Below are 22299 nucleotides of genomic sequence, written 5' to 3'. Positions count from 1 at the left end.
CCCCTATTTAAATGACTCATAAACTGATTAAAATAGCCGGCTGCCTTTTGCTGGCAGCATCGCTTACATCGTGTGTACACCTTAAGGAGTATCAAAAAAGCAGGATCAATGATTCGGAGATGGCATTGAGCAACCGAAAAGTAGAGCGAAACGAACTAAATTTTCAATCCTATCGTGAAGCGGCATCAGGTGCCAACGCGGGTAAAACCGGCGGGGGCTGCGGTTGCAATTAATATTAAATCCTGATTCTGTAATTCCATGAAGAAAATATATTTATCCGTGTTGGGGTTTTCCCTGATATGCCGCATGCACACCTATGCGCAAGCCTCAAAAGATAGCATTACCAATAACTTAAAGCCGGGCTTTACTTTGGCTACAACTACCGGCCAGGATACCAACGCATACCGGCCGCGCAGGTTAAGGGTTGATGAAGTTAACCTGGTATCCAGCTATTACAAACAAAATGGTAACCACTCGGCGGTTACCGGGGGCATTGGTACCGAAAACGTAACGGATATTGCAAATGGCATCGACCTGAAACTGGTGTGGCTGGGTAATACATTAAATAAAAACACCCTATCCGTAGGCCTTGGGTTTGATCATCACACCTCGGCATCGGCTGCCTATGTTTCGCAAACAGGCGCATCAAATACCGGTGGCAGCCGGGTATACCCATCGCTGGACTGGACTATTGAAAATACCAAAAAAGGGACAAGCTTCGGCATAGGAAGCTATTACTCCGGCGAATATAACTACCAATCACTTGGCGCCGATTTACATTTCTCGGCCAAAACAGCAAACCGGATGGGCGAGTTTGGCGTAAAGCTACAGGGCTATTTTGACCATGTTAAGCTGATATATCCATCGGAGTTTATTCCGACAGCAACTACTACGGTTACTACAGTTACAACAGCAAGCGGCAATTCATCAAGTTCTGAAAGTGGAGGCAAGGCCAATATTCCATCAAGCCCGAGAAATACTTATACAGCATCACTTTCTTATTCGCAAATTGTTACATCAAGGCTACAGATCATGTTCCTGGCCGATGTTGTTACCCAGCATGGCTTTTTAAGCCTGCCCTTTCACCGGGTATATTTTTCCAACGGAAAAGATACCATCGAAAGACTGCCATCATCGCGGTTTAAATTGCCTTTAGGTTTCAGGGCCAATTACTTCCTGGGCGATAACGTTATCCTGCGATCATATTACCGTTATTACTGGGACAACTGGGGCACCCAATCAAACACGGCCAATCTTGAGATAGCGTATAAGGTTACACCATTCTTTTCTATATCCCCGTTTTACAGGTACTATACACAAACGGCGGCCAAATACTTTGCGCCTTATGAGCAAAACAGCGTAACGCAAACGTATTTTACCAGCAACTACGAATATGCAAAGTTCAACAGCCAGTTTTTTGGTGCCGGTTTCAGGATAGCGCCTCCTAAAGGTGTGTTAGGTTGGGAAAACTTACATGACCTGGAATTGCGGTACGGCCATTATAAGCAAAACGTAGGTTTGGTATCCGATGTGGTATCGGTAAGCCTTGGTTTTAAATAAGATAAATAGCCATCAAAATTAAAAGCCCGGTAAAGTTTTAAATTTTACCGGGCTTTGCCTATTTTGTTCGTCACTATGGAAAACACCGACGATCTTTTTGACAAACCGCTAAGCGACGACCCGGAAGAAAACCTGCGGATGGAAAACGAACTGCTGCGTTTAAAGTTGCAGGCCGAATTGGGCGCCGACCCTCGTATCATTAACCCTGTTGACCCGGAAATTGAGAATATTTTTTTAAAGAATATTTTTGATTTTGAGCATAACTACGCTAATTCAAAACGGGTTAAGGTTTATGATCTATTGGGCCAGCCCGATTTTATACCGGCAGATAAACTAAGCGACATACAGGTAAGCGAGGCTTTGCAGCAAATTACCGATTTGCTATTGAGCAAGAATCTTGCTGTCGATTTTTCTGACGATTTGGACAATCGCACTAAATATGTTTTCATTACCGAAGAATTGTTTGACCATGAAACCGACGATTTTACGATACCGGGTATGACAAGCCATTTTGATTATGAAGAGTTTCATCCCAATCATAAAGCCAATATTCAAAATAAAGCCCTGGAGTTTTTATCGGGATGGTTTAAACAAGACTTTGACGAACGCAGTTGGGTGCTTGGCGATTCGTTTGTGGCTCCCGACAGGAAAACCTACAGCCGGGCCGAAATTGTACACCAGCTTAGCAATATTTTTAGCGCGTACACGGCATTTAATAACGAAGAATATTTTATTTACGATATCGGCTTTCAATTACAACCCGGCTCGGGCCTTGGCCATGCCGAGGGATCGGTAAAATATGATGCCGTGTTGGAAAACAACGAAACCATTCATTTTGAAGGGCCATTTAAACTATACTTTTCCCTGGAAGACAATTGGTGGAGCATTTTCCATCTCGTATTCCCCGGGTTTAAATATCCCTGAAAACAAGTTTTAAGTCGGAAGTCTTAAGTTCTAAGTCGAAAGAGAATAAATAGCTTTCGACTTAGAAGCTGTCTAAATTTGAAAAGGAAGGCCATGATTGAAATCAAAACCTGGCGAAACGTAAGAGCGGGAATGCGGAATATCGCATGACGGTTAAGACTCACCCGGCGAGGCTGTGCCCGCCACCCTCTCTTCACCTGCGGTGGAAAGAGGGGGTTTGAGCGTTGACTATCAATGCATTGTATCGAAAAAAAATAAAGAATTTTCAAGCCCATCTTTCCGGCGAAGCCGAAGAGAGGGTGGCCAGCGCAGCGTAGCCGGGTGAGTCTTCGCTGCCATGCGAATACGTTGTTGTCTATTCATTAGAAGCATAAAAACATTAGCAAATCAAATTTAGACAGCGTCTTAGAACTTAAGACTAAGGACTCCAGACTTAGTACTATTCGCTCTCCAGCGTGGTAAAGCACCGGGCGCTTAGCTTAAATGCGGCTTGATTATTAATAACTTTAATATCGCCTTTTTGGCTAACGTTATGGTCTTTGTCGGTAACGTAAACCTTAAGCCGGGTAACAGATGCCGGTAAGCCCTTTAAATAAACTTTACGCGCGGCACTGTTATTTACCAAGTGGATAACGTATTTGTGCTTGCCTGCATCGCCCAAAGCCGCGCATGATATGGCAGGTTTATCAACAGTAACCGCCAGGGCTTTCAGGCCGGCCGGGGTTGAAGCGAGCTGCTTTAGCTGCCAAAAGCGCTGGGTTGGTTTCAAGGGCCCATCATTGCCAAAAATACCGCCGCCGCTCAATGGTGAATAATCTGCCGTGAGCTGCCATTGCAAAATTGATAAGGGCTGGCATATAGCCAGCAGGCGGGTGTAAAGGTTAATCTCTTCAAGCGCGTATGATTGCTCTTCAAAATAAGCCGGATACTCCCACGCGGCGGCATCAATACTGCCTTCGCCAACCAAAAGGGGCAGGTTTAGTTTGGCAGCCGCATCGGCCCATTTTTGAAGTGTTGGAGTATCCCAGCCGCGCCAGGAGTGAAAGGATACCGCGCCAATGTATGGCCGGGCCTCCGGATCATTCATGGCCGGGTAAATAAATTTGTAGGTGGTAGCATCGGAGTTATCGCCCAGCAGCAATTTGGTTTTTAAGCCTTTATCTGCAAAATATTTACCCAGTCCTTTTATAAGCGCCAGGTGCTCCTGGCCTGTTTGGCGTATGTTGATACCCAGGTCCGATTCATTGAACGAAAAGTAAGTAACCTCAACGCCGTAATGGTTTTTGAGGTAGATGATATAATCGGTAATTGATTTGTAAATCTGCTGCGTGTTATCATTATTAAGCGGGTTGCCCCAAACGCCATCCGGTGTGGGGCGGTATTTTAGCTTACCAACAACCGCCCATTGCGGCGGCGCCCATGCCGTTAATACCACCAGCATATTCATTTGACCCAGCCGTTGCGCCATCTCCATCGACTGCCTGACATGGTTATTCAGGTTACTACTATCGGCCATAGCTATAGGATCAGTGTTCATATCCGGTTGCCAATCGCGCCAGGGCATCTCTACCCGGCCCCAGGCTACGCGCAGATTTTTCAAACAATAATCTATTACCTGCGGGTCGGTTTTTGCGTTTTGCAACCGGAAGTTGCCACCCAGTCCGGCAAATTCGCGGCCCTGAGCAGCGGCATCCAGCAGGATAGTTGCATCGGTGTTGTCAATATCGCCTTCTACTTTAATCTCAAAGGTTTTCTCAAATAAATCACCCTTTTTAAGCGTGCCTTCGCAAATGGGGAAGTACAGCTGAATGTATTTTAAATCGTCGCTTTGCGGCCTTATAATAAGCGCTGCCTCATTGGTGCTGATGCTGAAATGTTGCACAGGCGATTTAAAGGTAATGCCCTTAGCCGTTACTGTAGGCATATCATCTTTAAGTACTTCGGTTGCCATGGCTTGGTCTTTTAGTGTAACCTGGCTGGCTGCATACACTGCTTTGGGCAAACGCAGGCCCAGGTAAACGCCTATAATGCTGGTATCCCTGCGCACATTGCAGGTAATGTTTATTTTGATTTTGCCCTTGCCTATGTCGGTAACAGTCTCGGTAAATACCAGGCTATCAATAGCGGTATTTACAGTTTCAACATCGCCATCTCTTTTAAACTTCGGCCGCTGGCGTTCCTTTGCTGTCGCGTTTATTTTGTGCCAGCTGTTGCCAACCACATCAATACTGGTGTTAAAATCCATAAGCTGGCCTTGTACGCGAATGCCGTTCAGGTTACCGTAGGGCATCAGTTCGGCCTGGGCCTGGCTTTTATGAACAGCAAGCGTGCAGATAGCGGCCAGGAAAAAGATGGTTTTGGTTATATATCCCGTAGGTTGATGATTCATGATGCTGTAAAACTATTTGAATATTGGTTTGATCGGCGACTTTGGTTCCGGCAAATTTCGCTAACCTGTTTAAAACAGATTGTCCAATATAGTTCAATAAACACGGCATCATGTCTATCGGTTTATTTTGTATCAGCTTTTATCAAATGAATACCAGTTGGACCGCCATCCTACCATTCAAACGACAAAACCTCATCACTATCTATAAGCCATTGATTAAATAAAGCAAGGTTATTTTCCCTTCCCCATATTTCAAACTCCAGGATGGTTTGTACATCTTTACGTGAAGTTTTCATTTTAACTATTTTCAGCTTAAGCGGGGTTACCTGGTCATACAAGGTGCTTAGCTGGCAGGTGTTTTTAAAAACCAGCCGGTAATGGCGATGTTCAAATTTATTATCTATCCAAATTTGTATAAAATCAAGGGCGTATAATACAAACAGGGTGGCTACCAGTGCAAGGCCGGCAAGGGCAAATTCGCCAATACCTAAAAGCATTCCCAAGGCCGCCGATATCCATATAGAGGCGGCCGTGGTAATCCCTGACACGGAGGAGTTTGTACGAAATATTACCCCGGCACCAATAAAGCCCACGCCGGTAATAATGTTGGCCGCAATCCGGTCGCGGTTGGTTTCAACCCCTAGCATATAAGAGCATATGGTAAAAACAGTTGCACCAAGGCAAATTAACGCCAGGGTTCTGAACCCCGCCGATTTCCCCCTTATCTCCCGCTCCAGCCCAAGAATACAGCCGGTTACCACCGCAAGAAACAGTTTTAGTATTTCGTGCCCATATATGTTATGGGTGGGGTTCAGTAAAATGGTACTATCAAAATTCATTTATAACAGACATTGGTTTGGCTGCATAATAACAGCATGGTAGCAATATTAAAAGTAAACGTTTGGCACATTAAACTTACAACAAATACCGGTTATATTTTAGCAATGTTAATTCCATCCAAAACCCATCGTTCGTCAAGTATTGGGCTTGCTTCATGTAAAACAATATAGCCATCGGGTTTCTTTATCTTTTTTAGCGGTGTAATTCATTAACCAACAAAAAAAAATAAACGTTATGAAAAACCATTTGCACCCTGAAGAGGCGTTAAACCCCGAAGTCAATAACGACGGTATTGACCGTCGCGGGTTCCTGGAATGTATGGCTTGGGCAGGCACCGGCGTACTCTGGATGATGACCGGCGGCATCCTGAAATCATATGGCATGAGCCAGATGATAGATAAAGCAACAGGCGGCCTCAAAAAAGGCTTGCTGGTGCCCAAATCCGATTTTAGCTTCGTGCAGATCAGTGATAGCCACATCGGCTTTGCCAAACCGGCCAATACCGATGTGGTTGGAACGCTAAACGCAGCCATTGCCAAAATCAATACAATGCCCGTAGCGCCATCCTTTGTGCTGCACACCGGCGATTTATCGCACCTGGCGCAAGCCGACGAGTTTGACACGCTGGAACAATCGTTAAAAGCGGTAAAAACCGAAAAAATATTTTACGTTCCCGGCGAGCATGATGTAACCGACAACGGCAAACTTTACCTGGAGCGTTACGGCAAAGGTACGCTGGGCGATGGCTGGTATAGTTTTGATTCGCATGGGGTACATTTCATAGGCCTGGTAAATGTTACCAATCATGTTGATGGCGGGCTTGGTTATATTGGTGCTGCCCAGTTAAAATGGTTAGAAAATGACCTGAAGCCACTAACCAACAGCACACCGATAGTGGTTTTTGCACACATCCCGCTTTGGGCCATCTACCCGGCCTGGGGCTGGGGAACTGACGATAGTGCGCAGGCTTTGGCGCTGCTAAAACGCTTTGGCTCGGTATCGGTTTTAAACGGGCACATCCATCAAACCATTCAAAAGGTTGAGGGTAATATAACCTTTCATACCGCATGCTCAACCGCTTTCCCGCAGCCGGCACCGGGCGCTGCACCGTCGCCGGGGCCTTTGAAGGTTCCAGCCGAAAAGTTACGTGGCATGCTGGGCCTAACTACAGTAAATTATGTTGAGCACAATCACACACTGGCTATTACCGATACGCCATTGATTGAGGCCGATAAAATAGAAGAACATAAATAGGCATGAAAAAGATAATTTTATTGTTGCTGATGCTTTGCGGGTTAAATATCACCTACGCGCAATACAAGCCGGTAAACCAGGGATCGTCGTTAAAATTTACCATCAAAAACCTCGGCTTTGATGTCGGGGGATCTTTTGGCGGCCTTGATGGGCTTATCAATTTTGATCCTGACAATGCGGATACAGCGAACTTTGATGTTACGGTTGACGCGGCAACTGTAAATACAGATAACAACCTGCGCGATGAGCATTTAAGGGGAGATAGCTACTTCGATGTAAAAAACAACCCTAAAATAAGGCTCCTGTCAACAAAAGTAACCGGCAAAGGAGGTGCCTATTTGCTAAACGGCAAAATAACCATTAAAGGTAAAACCCAGCCAATAGTGTTCCCTTTTACAGCAGCGCCCCACGCCGGTGGCTATCAATTTAAAGGCTCGTTCAAAATAAAGCGCAAGGATTTTGGCATTGGCGGCACAAGCACCATTGCCAACGAATTGGAGGTAAACCTGGATGTGCTTGCAAAAAAGGCTTAACAGTTTTATACCACACTCAAATGAAAATAAACCAGAAGTTTATAGCTGTTATGACATTAGCAGCTATAGTAAGCGTTACCGTGGCCGCAACTGATAAAACCGCCGATACACCCCAATACACCAATTTAAAAGTGCTGCCAAAAAGCATAAGTTCCAAAGCGCTGCAGGGCATTATGGCCGACGATTTTGACGATGGCCTTGGGGTAAGCTGTGGTTTTTGCCACGCCGGTAATAAAGATGGACACGGGCTTGATTTTGCCAGCGATGCAAAGCCCGAAAAGCAGATAGCGCGCGCCATGATGCGCATGACCCTTGGTATCAACAAAAAATATTTAAAAGTAAAGCACCCCGAAATTGGCAACGCTACATTGATTGTATCATGTACCACCTGTCATAAAGGGCAGGCCTTTCCCGATGGCGCGGAACCTAAATAACCAATTGATTTTTTTTGTGCATCATATTAACGTACTTTAATAAACAAATCCGGGCGTATACCTTGAAAACCAGCAAAACAATATATCACCTCACATTTTGGGTATTGGCGTACCTGTCCTGGGTGTTTATCTTCAGGAACGGTACGCTGGTATTTACACATGCCATTACCATACAGTTTTGTTACCTGTTGTTTATATCGGCAAATTACTATTTCAACGCGCTGTATACCATTCCGCAATTGCTTAATAAAAAACGGTATGTAAAATTTGGCCTGTGTTTTTTAGGGGGAATTGTTATTACAGCGCTTATGAGGGTGCCGGTATCAATTGCCGTTGTCACCTATGTTTTTAAAGTTAAAAACGCCAGGTTTAGTTTCCCCGACATCTTTTTAGATTCGTTTATCAATATTTTCTTCTGGGTGGCCTGCATCCTGGCGGTGCACCTGGTTATCGAAAAAATACGGTCACAATTGTATATCGAACAAATTGAAAAAGAAAAAGCCACCAACGAACTCAATTTTTTGCGGGCGCAGTTTAACCCGCATTTTCTGTTTAACTCCATCAACTCTATTTACGGGCACATTGATAAATCAAACAAGGATGCCCGCGAAATGCTGCTGGTATTTTCAGAAATGCTGCGTTACCAGCTGTATGAATGTAATGTTGAACAAATAGCCCTCGATAGCGAAATTAACTACATCCGCAATTACATAGCCATACAAAAAGGCCGCATTGACGAGCGTATAGTCGTTTCTTTTTGTGCCGATGATGTAAACGGGCAAATTAACGTGGCGCCGCTGCTGTTCATTACCTTTATAGAAAATGCTTTTAAATATGTTGGGTTTAATGAGGATAAGCAAAACCTGGTATGCATTGGCCTGCAATACCAAAATAGCAACCTGATGTTCAGCGTTTTTAACACTAAAGATGCCTTTGTGAACCAGATCGAAAAGTCATCAGGGCTGGGGATTGCCAATACAAAGCGCCGGCTGGAAATTTTATATCCCGGCAGGCACCAACTCCAAATTGTTAATTCCGATACCGGTTATGAGGTAAACTTAACCCTGTTTAACGTATGACGCTTAACTGCCTTATTATTGATGATGAGCCCATTGCACGCAAACTGCTGCAGGAGTATATTGAAGAGATTGATTTCCTGGTATTGGTTGGCACGGCCGAAAACCCCTTGAAGGCAACCGCGATGATGAATGAGCTGGATGTTGACCTGGTGTTCCTGGACATAAACATGCCCAAAATGAACGGGCTTCAGTTTCTTCGCTCGGCCAACAACCTCCCCATGGTAATCATGACTACAGCATATGGGCAATATGCGCTGGATGGTTTTGAGCTGGCAGTAGTTGATTACCTGGTAAAACCATTTTCATTAGATCGGTTTTTAAAAGCAGTACAAAAAGCCCTGGAGTTAAAATCATTAAGACAAAAACAAGCCGCCCCTGTTAAAACGGAGCCCGACCATTTTTATGTTAAATGCGATGGTAAAATTGAGCGTGTGCTGTACGACGACCTGATTTATGTAGAGGCTATGGCCAATTACGTGGTGCTGTATACCATCCCCAAAAAACTGGTGGTTTATTTAACTATCAAGAGTATCCAGGAAAAACTCCCTGCCGAAAAGTTTTTACAGGTACATAAAAGCCATATTGTTAACCTTAAAATGGTTAACACCATTGAAGGCAATATGCTTAACCTGGGCAGCGCCAGGGTAACCATTGGCCAGCGTTTTTATGACGAAGTGATGGACAGAATTTTAAAAGGGAAGTATTTTAAAAGATAAAAAAGCTGCCGGTATTATTCGTCCGATCAGACTATTTTTAAGCCTTTTATAGCTATTTTAAGTTCATGGCTGTGCCGACATTTGATATATAATATCAAAACAAAAAAACATGAATACTATATTAGCTCCATACAGCACAAAAACACTTCAGTTAAAAAACCACCTGGTAATGGCTCCCATGACGCGCAGCCGGGCCATTGGCAATATCCCTAACAATTTAATGGCCGAATACTACCATCAGCGCAGCGGCGCGGGTCTTATCGTTACCGAAGGTACATCGCCATCGCCCAGTGGTTTGGGTTACGCACGTATCCCCGGCATCTTTAGCAGCGAGCAGGTTGAGGGCTGGAAAAAAGTTACCGGCGCTGTACATGCCGGTAACAGCAAAATATTTGTACAATTAATGCATACAGGCCGCATAGCCCACCAGGCAAATTTGCCCGCGGGGGCTACGGTTGTAGGCGTATCGGCCATAAAAGCGGCAGGCCAGATGCATACCGATAGCTTGGGAATGCAGGATTACCCAATTCCGGTTGCCCTTACTACCGAAGCCGTAAAAGCAACCATTGCAGAATATGTACAAGCCGCAAAAAATGCCGTGGAAGCCGGCTTTGACGGCGTTGAAGTACATGGCGCCAACGGTTACCTGGTTGAACAGTTTTTAAACCCCAACGTAAATAACCGTACCGACGAATATGGAGGCGATTATAAAGCCCGCGCTTCCTTCGCGCTGGAAGTGGTACAGCAAATTGCCGATGCTATTGGTAAAGAAAAAGTTGGTATCCGTTTTTCTCCCTTCTCAAATCTTGGCGATTTGCAGGACTATGATGCAGATGAAGTGCACAACACTTATGCCTACCTGGCGCAGGAGTTAAATAAAATAGGTATCACTTATATTCATATCGGCTTTTCGCCAAAAATTCCTCAGAAAACATTTGATGCTATCCGTAGCGCCTTTAAGGAAACCATCATACTTTGTAACGGCAATACGCCCGCTACAGCGGCCGATACCTTAGCCAAAGGCTTTGCCGATGTGCTTGCATTTGGTCGCCCGTTTTTGGCCAACCCCGATTTGGTGACCCGTATGGAGCAAAACGCGCCGTTGAATGAGGTTGATTTTACAACTTTATATACCCCGGAAGCGCATGGCTATACCGATTACCCGGTAATGGCCGTGGCCTGATAATGACAGGCAATACTTATCTTACATTTATCTATTTTTAATTGACGATGGAAAACACACAAAAAACAGTAACGTTTGTTGGCCCGGAAGAAGGGCAGGGGATTGCCATGGCAGGTAACTCGTACCGGGTAATCATATCGGGCAGGCAAACCGATGGTAAATACGCGTTGATAGATATGCTGGTACCGCCCGGTGGCGGCCCGGTGCCGCACGCTCACCCTGATGTGCAGGAAAGTTTTTACGTTGTTGATGGCGAAGTTGAGGTAAAATCTGAAGCGGGCAGTTATATTGCAGGGAAAGGCTCATTTGTGAATATCCCTTACGGGGGTATTGTTCATTGCTTTTGTAATAAATCTAACCAAATGGCCCATTTGCTTTGCACGGTAATGCCCGCCGGTATGGAAGATTTTTTTATGGAAGCGGGCGAACCCGCACCTTTTGGTACATTTTTACCTTTGCCGCCAATGACCAACGAGCTAAAAAGCAAAATGGGCGCACTATCCGAAAAGTACGGACAAAAAATGTTTCCGCCGGATTATTTAGATAAGTAGGCTTTTTTGTGATGCTGGGATGTTTTAACCTATCATGCCGAATTGTAAAATTTCGCGAAGTTCTGAAGGGGAAATGATATCCAAAAAAAACTACTGTCATCCTGAGGTACGAAGGATCTATTGGCGAACTTTTCTATCGGTTATGCAGAGCTGATAGCTCCTTCGTATCTCAGGATGACAGAAAAATTGGATATGTCATGGGTAGGTATGAAGCATTTACCCGCAAATTTTTCTATTGGTCATGCAACGTTGATAGATTTTTCATCCCTCAGGATGACGGGATAACAGGCTTTTCAATAACCACTGTTTAAATATATTTTATGCCGATAGAGTTTGAATTTGAAGTAGGCAAAGGTTTTCATTTTGGCCATGCTTTTGCCGGGCGTTTTGGTGCCGGGATAGCCCATGACCGGGTAACGCTGCCCCAATCAATTGGCGAGGGGTTTATACAGGAAGTATTCCTGAATAACGGATTATCTCTGTGCATTCACCGCTATTGGCTTAAGGACGATCTTGTTTTGCGCCGCCTGGCAGCTTCATCATCAACCATGCTCACCTTAAAGTTTGATTGCAGGCGCATCCCGGTGGAGGAAGCAGAATTGCCGCACCGGCCTTTATTTACCGGCAGTAATGGCTGCGAGGTTGAACTGGGTACCGGCAACTTTTTTTCGGAAATGGTTGTCCCGGCCAACCAGCATGTTAATTTCCTGGTGGTTGGCGCATCCCGCCAAACGCTCATTAACACATTAGATTTGCAGGAAACTGGATGCCCCATAGCATCGCTGTTGCAGGAAAGTCCATCGTTTGTGCTGCACGAAGTGATGACATCAGAGATGGAACGCGCGCTAAAACAATTAAGCAGAATTGATGAAACTACCACACTGGCCACATTGCTTTACAAAAACAAGGCCGAAGAACTCATATACCTGCTGTTCAGCAAGCTGATGCACCGTGCCGAAACCGCTTCTATAACGGTAGACCAGGCTGATGCCGAAAAGATATACAAACTGCGGGCCGCCATTTTATCCGACCTTAGCTTAACCCCGCAGCTTCCCGAGCTATCGGGCAAAATAGGTATTGGCCTTACCAAAATGAAACAACTTTTCCGCCAGATTTTTGGCGATAGTATTTATAACTATTACCAATCGGCCCGGATGAACGAGGCTGCCCGCTTGCTGGCCATGCAATCTGTATCCGAAACCGGCTACCAGCTGGGCTTTACCAATTTGAGCCATTTTGGGCGCTTGTTTGAAAGGCACTTCCAGGTAAAACCCAAGCGATATAAGGATGGATTGGCGTTGAGGTAAACTTGCTCCGGGTATAGCCGGGCATATGATCTGCAGAAACCGTATCAACTAAACCAATTTAGCTGTTATATTAGCGGTCTTAAAAAACATCAACTTTATTATGAAAAGGGGTATTTATCATAAAATCTTTTTAACGGCGGCCATAGCGGCCGCTATGGTGGCGCCGGCCCGGCGTGCTTTGGCCCAGGATAAAAAAACATCGGGCAACCCGGTTGTTGAGGGCTGGTATGCCGATCCGGAAGCTAAAATTTTTAATAAGCAATATTGGCTGTATCCAACTTACTCGGCTAAATACAACGAGCAGGTTTTCATGGATGCCTTCTCTTCGCCCGACCTGGTTCATTGGACCAAACACCCCCACATTGTTGATACCTCTGGCGTAAAATGGGTGCGCCGTGCGCTTTGGGCGCCTGCCGTTACCGAAAAAGGCGGTAAATATTATATCTTCTTTGGCGCAAACGACATTCAGAACAATAACGAAAAAGGCGGTATTGGCGTAGCTGTAGCCGATAACCCTGCCGGCCCGTTCAAAGATTACCTGGGCAAGCCGCTGATAGATCAGATCATTAACAAAGCACAGCCTATTGATCAGTTTGTTTTTAAGGATGATAACGGCCAGTACTATATGATTTATGGCGGCTGGGGCCAGTGTAATATTGTAAAACTAAAAGACGACTTTACCGGCGTGGTGCCTTTTGAGGATGGTGTTACCTACCGGAAAATAACCCCCGAGGGCTATGTAGAGGGCCCGGTAATGTTTAAACGCAAAGGCAAATACTACTTTATGTGGAGCGAAGGCGGCTGGACAGGCCCCGATTACCGGGTAGCTTACGCCGTGGGCGATACCCCGTTCGGTCCGTTTAAGCGGATAGCCACCATTTTAAAGCAGGATGCCAGTATTGCTACCGGCGCGGGCCACCACTCGGTTATTAACGTGCCTGGCACCGATGAATGGTACATTGTATACCACCGCCGCCCATTAACCGAGACCGACGGCAACCACCGTGTAATGTGCATTGATAAAATGTACTTTGATAAAGATGGCATGATACAGCCCGTGAAAATTACCAACGAAGGGGTTGCGGCGAGGGTACTGCGGTAGATGTGCAGATGAAATTATCTGAACCGGAATTCATCGAATTAAAGAATTTTTAGAATTCTGTTAATTCAATAAATTCGGCAAATTCCGGTTCAGACAAAATTATTACTTCAACTTACTCAAAGCCTCTTTCACCCTCGGTATCAATTGCTCAATATCCTCCAGCGTGCTTGCGCCTACAGATGCGCGGAACCAGTTAACCGAATCATCGGTACCGAAGGCCGAGAATGGTACCAGGGCCACTTTAGCTTCCTTGATAAGGTAAAAGTTAATATCAGCCGAATCCTTTAATACATGCCCATCGGGTGTAGTTTTACCGGTGTAATCAATTTTAAGGGTAAGATATATAGCGCCCATTGGGGTTATCGAATCTACCTGGAAGCCTTCGGCTTTCAGTGCCTGGAAACCTTCGTGCAGCGTTGTTAAGCTGGCGCGGATTTTTCCTTTCAAATCATCCAGGTAAGCATCAACAGCGGCCGTATCCGTAATAAAATGAGCCATGGCAACCTGCTCGGCCTTTGGCGACCATGCCCCCATGTGGCCAACAATGGCTTTCATATTATCAATAATATTTGCCGGGCCAAAACCCCAGCCTACGCGTACGCCTGTTGAGGCAAAACATTTAGATGCACCATCAACAAATACGGTATAAGGCCTCAATTCAGGGCGTAAAGTAACCGGATCATAATGCTTAAAATCGCCGAAGGTTAACTGCGAATATATTTGATCGTACAGCAGGTACAGAGGCTTTTCGCCGGTTGCGCGGCTTTTGTTTTCGGCAATAACCAGGTCGCAAATTTCTTCCAGGTCTTTTTTATTAAACATGGTGCCTGTTGGGTTAAGGGGCGAGCAAAGCGCCAATAAAGTTGCGCCTTTTAAATGCGGTGCAATTTCATCTGCCGTAGGCATAAAATTATTTTCGGGCTTGGTTTCAACAATAATAGCTTCGGCACTGGTAAGGTCGCTGTAGTGGTTGTTGTTCCATGATGGTGCCGGGAAAACTACTTTATCGCCCGGATCAACCAAGGCCAGAAAGGTTGAATAGATCAATGGGCGCGACCCGCCCGAAATCAATATCTCGTTAGCTTTATAATTTAAACCCATACGGCTGCTTAAAAATGCCGATACACTTTCGCGCAAGTTAAGCATGCCATCAGCCGGCGGGTAATTAGTTTGGTTGTGGTTATAAGCATCAACAATGCCGTCTTTTAAGTCGGCAGGGATGGGGTAAATATTGGAGTCGAAATCGCCAATAGTTAGGTTGGCAATATTTTGCCCCTGGCGTTTTAATTCATTTATCTCGCCCGCAATCTTAATGATCTCCGAGCCGCGTAAGTTTTGAGCTAATTTAGAAACACTCATGTTGTGAATTTTATGAGCGGCAAAGATAGTTAATTAGGCGAAAGGGAAAAGGTGAAAGGCAAAAGGTTAGACTGAAAGAATAAAGGCGAAAGGTTGGAATAAGGTAAAATTGGCTTAAAACAAAAAAGCGAAAAGCCAATCCAACCAGATCACTTTTCGCTTTTATATATGGCAAAAAACCTTTTACCTTTCGCCTTTATCCTTTAACCTTCTATAAATACGCTTTCCTTAGCCTGATGATATGCATCCAGTGCATTACCTTCATTACGGGGTAAACCGGGTCAATTTCAAACCATTTGGCGCCGAAGTTGGCACGGTTGGGGCGTTTGTGGTGATTGTTCTGGAACAATTCGCCAAGCATTAAAAAATCAAACGGAGTAGTATTTTTTGATTTGTCGCCATTATCAAAATTGGCATAACCATATTTATGACCGCACCAGTTAACAATAGCACCATGTATAGGGCCCATTAAAAAGTGAACGGGAATTAATAAGTACATCCACCATTGAGTAGCAAACACAACGTAAAAAGCAACATATAAAACACCAAATGCTATACGCGATACCATTGACGAACCAATGTAATCAACCGTACGCCATTCCGGAATGTTTCCTTTAAAGCGTTCTTCAGGGTCTTTAAGTCTTTTTTCGTGCATGCGGTAACTTTTTGCCGTATACACCATCATCTGGAAAACATCCCTGAAAAAATGTGGCGAATGCGGATCTTTCTCGGTATCGCTGTAAGCATGGTGCTCGCGGTGCATAATAGCATAAGCACGCGGGTTTAAAAAAGATGAACCCTGACAAATGAATGTCAGCAGATAAAATGTTCCCTCAAAAAATTTGTTGGTAGTGAACATTTTATGAGATGCATACCTGTGTAAAAAGAACGTTTGGAAAAAGAGCGACAGGAACCAGTGCCCGATGAAGAATATTATTATTACCACTGAATTAGAATGATTAGAATGAACTGTTATTTATAATCTTTCCAAAGATACGATTAAAACGCATAAAAAGTTTTACCCTATTTGTTTTTGAAATTATTTTATATGCAATAAAGGCTGCTTACGTATAAATAGACGCCCTTTTTGCCTGAAATGTTTTTTTTGCTTTATTGCTGTAATTCAAATTGTTGGGCAGTTAGCCGGTGTGATATTTGGCTGTCGCCAAAATCTTCGCAAATGCTAAGGTCCATTATTCGGGGGTATCGTTACTATAATTTAATTTTTATGCCCCGATAATTGCTTTGGCTTAGGTGTAAATAATTGTAACCAATTTATTACTCAATATAAGGTACCTTTGCTGCTTTAAAATACCAACGTTTAAGGCTCTTTGAGGCCATTCTGGGCCATGTCGCATACTGCCCGGGAGCGGGTTGTTGTAATTTTGCCCTCTGAATCAATTATTTATCTCCGCTATGAAGCCTTGTTTATAAAAAAATCGTCATTATTGCCGGGATATTGTGGAGGCATGAAATATTTTGTAAAAATACCGTTTTCTGGGGATAACCTTTTAATTTAACGTTGCGTATAAAGCGTATCGATTTAAGCAAATTATGACAATTAACACTAAATCCGTGAGCGTATTATTGGTTGATGACGATGAGATCAATAATTTTATCTCTATAAAATTAATAAAGAAGGCTTTATTAAATACCGAGATTATGGCCTGTTTAAACGGTAAATTTGCTATTGATCAGTTATCTGAAATTCAGCGAAAAGACCCCGCCAAACTTCCCGATTATATTTTGCTGGATATTAATATGCCTATTATGAATGGCTGGGAGTTTTTAGATGAATACAAACGTTTAAACCTCGATCCGCTGGGCAAAAGCAAAATCTTTATTATTTCATCATCAGTATTCAGCAACGATATCAACAAAGCACGCTCATACCCGCTGGTAAAAGATTTTATCAGCAAACCATTAAACGTCGAAAAAATTAAAGAGCTTTTTGAAGTTCAGCCACAAGACTAAGCAGGCATTACTTTAAAGTGTTCGCCGCCGTCATCGCTGCTTACATTGCCAATAGCAATTGTTTTGGCATGATAAAACAAGCAGGTCCACCCTTCTTCGGATGCCAATTTTCCATATTCCTGGCGCAGTTCCATCGCTTTGCGCCCATCCATATCATATTTAGCTATAAATTTTCGTATCAGTTGCTCCGGTTCCGGTAGCTCGTCGCCGCCAAACAGCGCTTTCGAGCCTTCCATATCTATCCAGAATACCTGGTGATTGGGGCAATGCCCTCCTGATAGCTCATAACGGATGCCTGGAATCAGTTCGCCACTACCCTCTACAAACGTTATATCTACGGTGCCGTCAAGCGCTTCAAAAATCTCTTTATGGTATGATGATGATTTGCCGGTAATGCCAAACTCCCATTCTCCTTTTTGTATCACGTGCCTTGCCTGCGGAAAACTGGGTTCCAGCTTGCCGTTACGCTCAACCACCAGGCCACCCGAATGGTCATAATGCAGGTGCGACATCAACACCAGTGTTACATCATCCGGATCGAACCCCGCGTTACGGATATTTTGGTGCAGCAACAATTCATCGCGGGTGTCTTTAAAACCAAGGCCGGTATCAAGCACAATAAGGTGATGAGTAGTTTTTATCAGGAATGGGTTTACATGGATGAACAATGAACCCGGACGATCCCTGAAATTGTCGATTTCGGGGTTAAAGGGGATAAATTTTTTAGTCGAATCAACTGAATATGAGCCTTCTCCTAACGCGAAAATTTCCATAGCTGCGATGTGTCAGATTTTGAATGTAACTTTGGCCGTTTAAAGTGCCAAAAATTATATTTACTGTTATAAAAGCTGCAAAGATATGAATAAACGTTGGGCGATAAGGGATAATGCCGATGAGGATTTGGTACGCAAATTATCTGCCGAACTGAATATTGATGCCGTTTTAAGCAGCCTGCTGGTACACAGGGGGGTAAACGATTTTGAAGGCGCCCGGTATTTTTTCAGGCCCGATCAGCGGCACCTGCATGATCCTTTTTTGATGAAGGATATGGAGGAAGCGGTTATACGCATTGAAATCGCCATTGCCGCCGGCGAAAAGATACTGGTTTATGGCGATTACGATGTTGATGGCACCACCGCTGTTGCCACTGTTTACAGCTTTTTTAGTAAGCAGTATAAAAACATGGAATACTATATTCCGGATAGGTATAAAGAAGGTTATGGTATATCAACCCAGGGGATTGATTATGCGGCCCAAAATGGTTTTAGCCTTATTATAGCACTTGATTGCGGTATTAAATCGGTGGATAAAATTGACTATGCCAACACCCTGGGGATAGATTTTATTATTTGCGACCACCACTTGCCCGGCGCGCAGTTACCCGCAGCTGTGGCGGTGCTCGACCCCAAACGGGCTGATTGCGAATATCCCTATAAAGAATTATCGGGCTGCGGTATAGGCTTTAAGCTGATACAGGCGTATGCCGAAAAAAACGGCATCCGGTTTGAAGCCGTGCTTGAATATATCGACCTGGCCTGTATCAGCATATCGTGCGATATTGTACATATTACTGGCGAAAACCGGGTGCTGGCACACTTTGGTCTGCAAAAAATAAATACCAACCCGTGTGTTGGTGTAAAAACGCTGATTGAGGTTGCAGGCAAAACTCCGGGAAACCTAACCATATCTGAGGTGGTGTTCCTGATAGGCCCCCGTATTAACGCTGCCGGCCGTATTGATGATGCCAAACATGCGGTTGAATTACTGATAGCTTGTGATGAAAAAGCCGCCAGGGAAAAAGGCATGATGATAAACTCCCGTAACCAGGAGCGAAAAGGCCACGATTTAAATATTACCGACGAAGCCCTGGAGATAATAGACAGTGACGAGGTGCTGATAGGCAAAAAATCTACCGTGGTATTTAACAAGGATTGGCACAAAGGCGTTATTGGTATTGTGGCATCGCGCCTTACCGAAAAGTATTACCGGCCTACTATTGTGCTTACCCAATCAAACGGGCATGTAGCAGGTTCGGCGCGCTCCGTGCTGGGTTTTGATCTTTACGAGGCACTTTGCGAATGCAAAGATCTGCTCATCCAGTTTGGTGGGCACAAGTACGCCGCAGGGTTAACCATGCTGCCCGAAAACGTGGAGGCTTTTAAAGACAGGTTTGAAGAAGTGGTGAGCGCAACCATATTGCCCGAACAATTAATACAACAGATACAAATTGACGCCGAATTACGTTTAAGCCAGATAGAACCGAAATTTTTCAGGATATTGAACCAGTTTGCGCCCTTCGGGCCCGAAAATATGGCGCCGGTTTTCATAAGTAAAAATGTGTATGTTAGCGGTAATGCAGGCCTGGTGGGGCAGGCACATATAAAAATGGCTGTAATGCAGGAAGGTACGGCAGCCTTTGATTGTATTGCCTTTAACCACGGCGAATACCTGCCGCAATTAAAGCCAGGCGTGCCCTTTGATATTTGCTACAGCATTGAAGAAAACATTTGGCGCGAACGAAGAAACATACAGTTGAATATAAAGGGGATAAGGTTTAAGTCTTAAGCCGATAGTCTTAAGTCAGAAGTAAATACACTTACGACTTATCTGTACAATCGGCAATGACTCAGAACTCAGTACTTAGAACTCAAGACTTAAATGATACTACGAGCAGAAAATTTAGTAAAAAAGTACAAACAGCGCACTGTTGTTAACGATGTATCGTTTGATGTGGCGCAGGGCGAAATTGTGGGTTTGCTGGGGCCGAATGGTGCCGGAAAAACTACATCGTTTTATATGATAGTTGGTTTGATAAAACCTAACGAAGGCACTATTTTTCTGGATGATAAAGATATAACCCAGGACCCCATGTACCGCAGGGCGCAAAAGGGTATTGGGTACCTTGCACAGGAGGCTTCGGTGTTTCGCAAGCTATCTGTTGAGGATAATATTAAAGCGGTGCTGGAGATGGGTGGCATGCCTAAAGACCGGCAAAAAGACAAGCTGGAAGAACTGATTGACGAATTTAGCCTGCATAAAGTGCGCAAAAACCGGGGCGACCTGCTATCAGGCGGCGAGCGCCGCCGTACCGAAATTGCCCGCGCCCTGGCAGCCGAGCCTAACTTTATTTTGCTGGATGAGCCTTTTGCCGGGGTTGACCCTATTGCGGTTGAGGAGATACAGGCGATGGTAGCAAAGCTTAGGCACCGCAACATAGGTATCCTGATTACCGACCACAACGTACAGGAAACACTGTCAATAACCGACCGCGCTTACCTGCTTTTTGAAGGTAAAATATTAGAGTCGGGCGTGCCCGAGGTATTGGCCGAAAATGAGATGGTGCGTAAAGTATATTTAGGTGCTAACTTTGTTCTGAAGAGAAAAGTATTCCCCCAATAATAAACCAGCTGTATGACAATATTTAACTCCGTATTTACATGGTTCATGAAAAAGCGCATTCATCAGATTGAGCTTTTTATGAAATATCCCAACGAAGTACAGGAGGAATGGTTTGAGCAGCTGATATCCATGGCCGAGAGTACCGAGTGGGGCCGTAGGTATCAATATAAAAGCATCGAAAACCTTACCCAGTTTAAGGAGCGGGTGCCCATCCAAAATTACGATACGCTGAAGCCCTATATAGAGCGGATGCTCAAAGGCGAAAAAAATGTGTTGTGGCCTTCAGAGATCCGTTGGTTTGCCAAATCATCGGGAACAACTAATGACAGGAGCAAGTTTATCCCCGTAAGCGAGGAGGCGCTGGAAGAATGCCACTTTAAGGGCGGCAAAGATGTACTTACCATTTATTTTAATAACCAGCCCAATGCCCGCATGTTTACTGGCAAAGTACTTACCCTTGGCGGCAGCCACCAGGTGAGCACCATAAACCCGGATGCTTCATTTGGCGACCTATCGGCCGTAATCATGAAAAACCTGCCCCTTTGGGCCGAGCTTCACCGTACGCCGCAACTGGAAATTGCCCTGCTGGATAACTTTGAAGAGAAATTAGAAAAAATAGCCCAGGCCACCAGGGATGTAAACGTAACCAGCATTGGCGGCGTACCCACCTGGAATTTGGTGCTGTTTAAACGGATATTGGAAATAACCGGCAAAAAAAACATGCTGGAAGTTTGGCCCAACCTGGAGATGTATTTTCACGGCGCGGTTAACTTTGGCCCCTATCGCGATCAATTTAAAGCGTTAATTCCCAGCGATGACATGTATTACCTGGAGAATTATAATGCATCCGAAGGCTTCTTCGGCATCCAGGATACCCGCGAACCGGGCGACATGCTGCTGATGCTGGACTATGGCATTTTTTACGAGTTTTTACCGCTGGAAAACCTGCACGATGAAAACCCGCATACCCTTACGCTGGACGAGGTGGAGTTGGATAAAAATTACGCGCTCATCATTAGCACCAATGCAGGGCTTTGGCGGTATATGATAGGCGATACTATTAAATTTACCTCATTAACGCCTTTCCGCATCCGGGTAACCGGCCGTACCAAACATTTTATTAATGCCTTTGGCGAGGAAGTGATTATTGACAATGCCGAGCAAGCCCTGGAAGAGGCATGCCAGCAAACCGGTGCCGTAATTTGTGAGTATACTGCCGCGCCTGTTTATTTTAATGGTAAAGATTGTGGCGCCCACGAGTGGATAATTGAGTTTGAACAAAAGCCCAACGAGTTTGAACGTTTTGTGGATATTCTTGATGAAACCCTGCGCCGCATCAACTCCGATTACGATGCCAAACGCTTTAAAGACCTGGCCCTGCGCCGCCCCATAGTACGCCGCGCCCCCGAAGGCACTTTTTTTAACTGGATGAAAGAAAAAGGCAAATTGGGCGGGCAGCACAAGGTACCCCGCCTGGCTAACAACCGCGAGTATGTGGATGCCATTTTAAAGGTGATGGAGCTGGTAACTGAATAGAATCAAGAAGTTAGAATCAAGAGTTAAGACAAAAAATGGCTAATTCTTGAATCTCCCGCGAGGTTAGCGCAGCGTAACTCGTGGGTAAAACTGATTGAAGCCTTTGGCTGTTAAAGCACAAGTCTTTTCTGTTTTTATCTCAAATATGAAACCTCCTCT

21 protein-coding genes are annotated in these 22299 nt (G+C 44.7%); 16 read left to right on the top strand and 5 right to left on the bottom strand.

Going from position 1 to position 22299, the window contains the following annotated elements; all coding sequences use genetic code 11:
• Window positions 1-11: 11 nt before the first annotated feature.
• The 3 genes from FSB76_RS11915 (at window position 12) to FSB76_RS11905 (ending at window position 2484) form a co-directional block, all read left to right on the top strand.
• The gene (locus FSB76_RS11915) at window positions 12-233 is read left to right on the top strand and encodes a DUF4266 domain-containing protein (protein ID WP_147053791.1); all 222 of its coding nucleotides are present in this window, start codon (window positions 12-14) and stop codon (window positions 231-233) included.
• Window positions 234-258: 25 nt separating this feature from the next.
• A complete protein-coding gene (locus FSB76_RS11910) occupies window positions 259-1560 on the top strand; it encodes a DUF3570 domain-containing protein (RefSeq protein WP_147053790.1) in 1302 nt (433 codons plus the stop codon).
• 75 nt (window positions 1561-1635) lie between these two features.
• The gene (locus FSB76_RS11905) at window positions 1636-2484 is read left to right on the top strand and encodes a hypothetical protein (protein ID WP_147053789.1); all 849 of its coding nucleotides are present in this window, start codon (window positions 1636-1638) and stop codon (window positions 2482-2484) included.
• 439 nt (window positions 2485-2923) lie between these two features.
• Here the strand turns inward: FSB76_RS11905 and FSB76_RS11900 are convergent, their stop codons facing one another.
• Complete coding sequence (locus FSB76_RS11900; protein WP_147053788.1) at window positions 2924-4873, bottom strand: glycoside hydrolase; 1950 nt, start codon at window positions 4871-4873, stop codon at window positions 2924-2926.
• A gap of 170 nt (window positions 4874-5043) precedes the next feature.
• Complete coding sequence (locus FSB76_RS11895; protein ID WP_147053787.1) at window positions 5044-5712, bottom strand: MgtC/SapB family protein; 669 nt, start codon at window positions 5710-5712, stop codon at window positions 5044-5046.
• A gap of 235 nt (window positions 5713-5947) precedes the next feature.
• Here FSB76_RS11895 and FSB76_RS11890 point away from each other — a divergent pair, with 235 nt between their 5' ends.
• From FSB76_RS11890 to FSB76_RS11850, 9 genes are all read left to right on the top strand, one after another.
• Complete coding sequence (locus FSB76_RS11890) at window positions 5948-6967, top strand: metallophosphoesterase family protein (protein WP_147053786.1); 1020 nt, start codon at window positions 5948-5950, stop codon at window positions 6965-6967.
• A 2-nt stretch (window positions 6968-6969) separates the two neighbouring features.
• Window positions 6970-7500 carry a YceI family protein gene (locus FSB76_RS11885; protein ID WP_147053785.1) on the top strand — a complete coding sequence of 177 codons (531 nt, stop codon included), beginning with the start codon at window positions 6970-6972 and terminating at the stop codon, window positions 7498-7500.
• Between the two features lie 20 nt (window positions 7501-7520).
• Window positions 7521-7934, top strand: coding sequence for a c-type cytochrome (locus FSB76_RS11880; protein ID WP_225976488.1), 414 nt, complete (start codon window positions 7521-7523; stop codon window positions 7932-7934).
• Between the two features lie 62 nt (window positions 7935-7996).
• Entirely contained in the window at window positions 7997-9013 is a 1017-nt protein-coding gene (locus FSB76_RS11875; protein ID WP_147053784.1) for a sensor histidine kinase, read from the top strand.
• On the top strand, window positions 9010-9729 hold the full coding sequence (locus FSB76_RS11870) for a LytR/AlgR family response regulator transcription factor (RefSeq protein ID WP_147053783.1): 720 nt from the start codon (window positions 9010-9012) through the stop codon (window positions 9727-9729). The genes FSB76_RS11875 and FSB76_RS11870 overlap by 4 nt, the downstream gene beginning before the upstream one ends.
• A gap of 109 nt (window positions 9730-9838) precedes the next feature.
• Window positions 9839-10912 carry an alkene reductase gene (locus FSB76_RS11865; protein WP_147053782.1) on the top strand — a complete coding sequence of 358 codons (1074 nt, stop codon included), beginning with the start codon at window positions 9839-9841 and terminating at the stop codon, window positions 10910-10912.
• Between the two features lie 47 nt (window positions 10913-10959).
• On the top strand, window positions 10960-11463 hold the full coding sequence (locus tag FSB76_RS11860) for a cupin domain-containing protein (RefSeq protein WP_147053781.1): 504 nt from the start codon (window positions 10960-10962) through the stop codon (window positions 11461-11463).
• A 320-nt stretch (window positions 11464-11783) separates the two neighbouring features.
• A complete protein-coding gene (locus FSB76_RS11855) occupies window positions 11784-12770 on the top strand; it encodes a helix-turn-helix transcriptional regulator (protein ID WP_147053780.1) in 987 nt (328 codons plus the stop codon).
• A 100-nt stretch (window positions 12771-12870) separates the two neighbouring features.
• On the top strand, window positions 12871-13872 hold the full coding sequence (locus FSB76_RS11850) for a glycoside hydrolase family 43 protein (protein WP_147053779.1): 1002 nt from the start codon (window positions 12871-12873) through the stop codon (window positions 13870-13872).
• A 102-nt stretch (window positions 13873-13974) separates the two neighbouring features.
• Here FSB76_RS11850 and FSB76_RS11845 read toward each other — a convergent pair whose 3' ends face one another.
• Together FSB76_RS11845 and FSB76_RS11840 are read right to left on the bottom strand one after the other, a co-directional pair.
• Complete coding sequence (locus FSB76_RS11845) at window positions 13975-15231, bottom strand: pyridoxal phosphate-dependent aminotransferase (protein WP_147053778.1); 1257 nt, start codon at window positions 15229-15231, stop codon at window positions 13975-13977.
• A gap of 211 nt (window positions 15232-15442) precedes the next feature.
• Window positions 15443-16177, bottom strand: coding sequence for an acyl-CoA desaturase (locus FSB76_RS11840; protein ID WP_090641046.1), 735 nt, complete (start codon window positions 16175-16177; stop codon window positions 15443-15445).
• Between the two features lie 608 nt (window positions 16178-16785).
• Here FSB76_RS11840 and FSB76_RS11835 point away from each other — a divergent pair.
• Window positions 16786-17205, top strand: coding sequence for a response regulator (locus FSB76_RS11835; RefSeq protein ID WP_147053777.1), 420 nt, complete (start codon window positions 16786-16788; stop codon window positions 17203-17205).
• Here FSB76_RS11835 and FSB76_RS11830 read toward each other — a convergent pair.
• Window positions 17202-17978, bottom strand: a complete 777-nt coding sequence (locus FSB76_RS11830) for an MBL fold metallo-hydrolase (RefSeq protein WP_147053776.1) — start codon at window positions 17976-17978, stop codon at window positions 17202-17204. The two genes, FSB76_RS11835 and FSB76_RS11830, sit on opposite strands and share 4 nt — an antisense overlap.
• 85 nt (window positions 17979-18063) lie before the next feature.
• On the opposite strand from FSB76_RS11830, the gene recJ reads away from it, so the two are divergent.
• The 3 genes from recJ to FSB76_RS11815 all read left to right on the top strand — a co-directional run bounded on the left by recJ (window position 18064) and on the right by FSB76_RS11815 (window position 22140).
• A complete protein-coding gene (gene recJ / locus FSB76_RS11825) occupies window positions 18064-19770 on the top strand; it encodes a single-stranded-DNA-specific exonuclease RecJ (protein ID WP_147053775.1) in 1707 nt (568 codons plus the stop codon).
• 93 nt (window positions 19771-19863) lie between these two features.
• Window positions 19864-20604 carry an LPS export ABC transporter ATP-binding protein gene (gene lptB / locus FSB76_RS11820; protein WP_147053774.1) on the top strand — a complete coding sequence of 247 codons (741 nt, stop codon included), beginning with the start codon at window positions 19864-19866 and terminating at the stop codon, window positions 20602-20604.
• Between the two features lie 12 nt (window positions 20605-20616).
• Window positions 20617-22140, top strand: coding sequence for a GH3 auxin-responsive promoter family protein (locus FSB76_RS11815; RefSeq protein WP_147053773.1), 1524 nt, complete (start codon window positions 20617-20619; stop codon window positions 22138-22140).
• Window positions 22141-22299 lie beyond the last annotated feature (159 nt).

The organism is Mucilaginibacter ginsenosidivorax (assembly GCF_007971525.1).
Taxonomy (GTDB): Bacteria; Bacteroidota; Bacteroidia; order Sphingobacteriales; family Sphingobacteriaceae; genus Mucilaginibacter; species Mucilaginibacter ginsenosidivorax.
Note: the sequence above shows the minus strand (reverse complement) of the source record. Positions and strands in the feature narration are given on the sequence as shown.

Coding starts and splice junctions, on each gene's coding strand:
- FSB76_RS11835 (WP_147053777.1), top strand. CDS start 16,786: ATGACAATTAACACTAAATCCGTGAGCGTATTATTGGTTGATGACGAT.
- FSB76_RS11855 (WP_147053780.1), top strand. CDS start 11,784: ATGCCGATAGAGTTTGAATTTGAAGTAGGCAAAGGTTTTCATTTTGGC.
- FSB76_RS11895 (WP_147053787.1), bottom strand. CDS start 5,712: ATGAATTTTGATAGTACCATTTTACTGAACCCCACCCATAACATATAT.
- FSB76_RS11880 (WP_225976488.1), top strand. CDS start 7,521: ATGAAAATAAACCAGAAGTTTATAGCTGTTATGACATTAGCAGCTATA.
- recJ (WP_147053775.1), top strand. CDS start 18,064: ATGAATAAACGTTGGGCGATAAGGGATAATGCCGATGAGGATTTGGTA.
- lptB (WP_147053774.1), top strand. CDS start 19,864: ATGATACTACGAGCAGAAAATTTAGTAAAAAAGTACAAACAGCGCACT.
- FSB76_RS11915 (WP_147053791.1), top strand. CDS start 12: ATGACTCATAAACTGATTAAAATAGCCGGCTGCCTTTTGCTGGCAGCA.
- FSB76_RS11865 (WP_147053782.1), top strand. CDS start 9,839: ATGAATACTATATTAGCTCCATACAGCACAAAAACACTTCAGTTAAAA.
- FSB76_RS11890 (WP_147053786.1), top strand. CDS start 5,948: ATGAAAAACCATTTGCACCCTGAAGAGGCGTTAAACCCCGAAGTCAAT.
- FSB76_RS11900 (WP_147053788.1), bottom strand. CDS start 4,873: ATGAATCATCAACCTACGGGATATATAACCAAAACCATCTTTTTCCTG.
- FSB76_RS11860 (WP_147053781.1), top strand. CDS start 10,960: ATGGAAAACACACAAAAAACAGTAACGTTTGTTGGCCCGGAAGAAGGG.
- FSB76_RS11885 (WP_147053785.1), top strand. CDS start 6,970: ATGAAAAAGATAATTTTATTGTTGCTGATGCTTTGCGGGTTAAATATC.
- FSB76_RS11910 (WP_147053790.1), top strand. CDS start 259: ATGAAGAAAATATATTTATCCGTGTTGGGGTTTTCCCTGATATGCCGC.
- FSB76_RS11870 (WP_147053783.1), top strand. CDS start 9,010: ATGACGCTTAACTGCCTTATTATTGATGATGAGCCCATTGCACGCAAA.
- FSB76_RS11830 (WP_147053776.1), bottom strand. CDS start 17,978: ATGGAAATTTTCGCGTTAGGAGAAGGCTCATATTCAGTTGATTCGACT.
- FSB76_RS11815 (WP_147053773.1), top strand. CDS start 20,617: ATGACAATATTTAACTCCGTATTTACATGGTTCATGAAAAAGCGCATT.
- FSB76_RS11850 (WP_147053779.1), top strand. CDS start 12,871: ATGAAAAGGGGTATTTATCATAAAATCTTTTTAACGGCGGCCATAGCG.
- FSB76_RS11905 (WP_147053789.1), top strand. CDS start 1,636: ATGGAAAACACCGACGATCTTTTTGACAAACCGCTAAGCGACGACCCG.
- FSB76_RS11845 (WP_147053778.1), bottom strand. CDS start 15,231: ATGAGTGTTTCTAAATTAGCTCAAAACTTACGCGGCTCGGAGATCATT.